Source organism: Gordonia sp. HS-NH1, assembly GCF_001418765.1.
In the GTDB taxonomy this organism is placed as follows: Bacteria; Actinomycetota; Actinomycetes; order Mycobacteriales; family Mycobacteriaceae; genus Gordonia.
The window spans coordinates 1-1,406 of sequence record NZ_LIYC01000103.1; the positions used below are offsets into that span (position 1 = coordinate 1).

Here is a 1,406-nt window from a genome sequence, read left to right on the forward strand (position 1 = left end):
CTGATATACGCGGGTTGGTTACCGCTCAACGGTGTTCGACAGGAGATGAAAACGCTGACCGACGGGTCTATGTAAGCGTGCGTACCGTGCACCCAGAGGTGCTGGCGCACATAGCGACGCCGTGGATTCGTTCCCTGTTCACCACAGCGCAGTCGCGGCGGGTGGCCAAGATTGTGTGTCAGTGCTGGTTAGTCGTCGAGCACCGCCAGCGACCAGCACCAGCCGGCGAGCTCACGAGCGATCGCGGTGTTGGCCACGCAGGGATGTTTGCTGCGGCGGTCGAATTGTTGCCAACGCTTGTGTAGCCGTCGGTTGCCGGCATGGCCACGGGCGCGGGCCGAGGGTGAGGCGGCCTCCCACCGACGGCGCATGGTCTGTCCGGGCGTGCCGTAGGGCCGCCGGTGTTGCCAGGCCGCCTCGACCAGCAACCGCCGCACGTGGGCGTTCCCGGCCTTGGTGATCGATCCCTGACTGCGGGTACCGCCGGTCGAGTATTCCGAGGGCACCAACCCGGCGTAGGGGCCGATCGTGGCGCCACTGAACCTCGACCAGTCGCCGATCTCGACGGCCAGAGCGAACGCGGTCAGCGTCGACACACCCCGCAGACATGACAATCGGGTGACCACAGCCCGCCACGGATCGGTGGCCGCGGTCTGTTCGATCAGCTCATCGAGGCGGTCTCGGCGTGCGGTCACGCTCAACACCGCGTCCAGGTCGTTGTCGAAGGCGGCTTGCAACAGCGGCAGCTCGAAACGTTGACGCTGCAGCCACTGTTGATGAACACCGGTCCAGGGTTTCCCGCCGGAGTAGACGATCCCCTGGCGCAGAAGCAGTTTGGACAATCGATGCCGCGCCCGCATCAGGTCGCTGCGAGCGTCCTCGCGGGCGCGGACCAGATCACGGGCCGCTTCGGTACCCTCCTCGGGCACACCGACCGCGACTACCTCGCCCAGGCGCAGCAACTTCGCCAGGTGCGCAGCGTCTCGGGCATCGGTCTTGACGCGGTCCCCGGCTGGCCGTTGCAGCTTCGAGGGCGCGGCAACCACACACTCCATCCCGGCCGCAGTGATCGCCCGAGCCAATCCGAAACCCGTCGGACCGGCCTCGTAGGCAACCCGCACAGGCGGAGCCAAGCTGTGAAGCCAGCTCACGATGGTCGCCGCATCGGGAACCAACGTCTCCCGAATCACGTTGCCGCTGTCCTCATCGATGGCGTGAGCGACCACCGAACGTGCGTGAACATCCAATCCGACACTTGTACCCTGAACAATCACCGGAGGCCTCCTGATCTGCAATGTGGTGCTACCGCCGAGTGTGAACTCAGCAGCAGCAACCCACGATGTGTTTGCAGCTTGAGGCCTTCGGCCCCAAGGCCCTCATACCGTCTATCGCTCCTCGCACCTCAG

At 65.4% G+C, this 1,406-nt stretch carries 1 protein-coding gene; it reads right to left on the reverse strand.

Annotated elements, in window-relative coordinates; genetic code table 11:
* Positions 1–188 precede the first annotated feature (188 nt).
* Positions 189–1,274 (reverse strand): IS110 family transposase, encoded by a 1,086-nt coding sequence (locus AMD30_RS24230; protein ID WP_014924910.1) that lies wholly within the window; start codon positions 1,272–1,274, stop codon positions 189–191.
* Between the last annotated feature and the right edge of the window lie 132 nt (positions 1,275–1,406).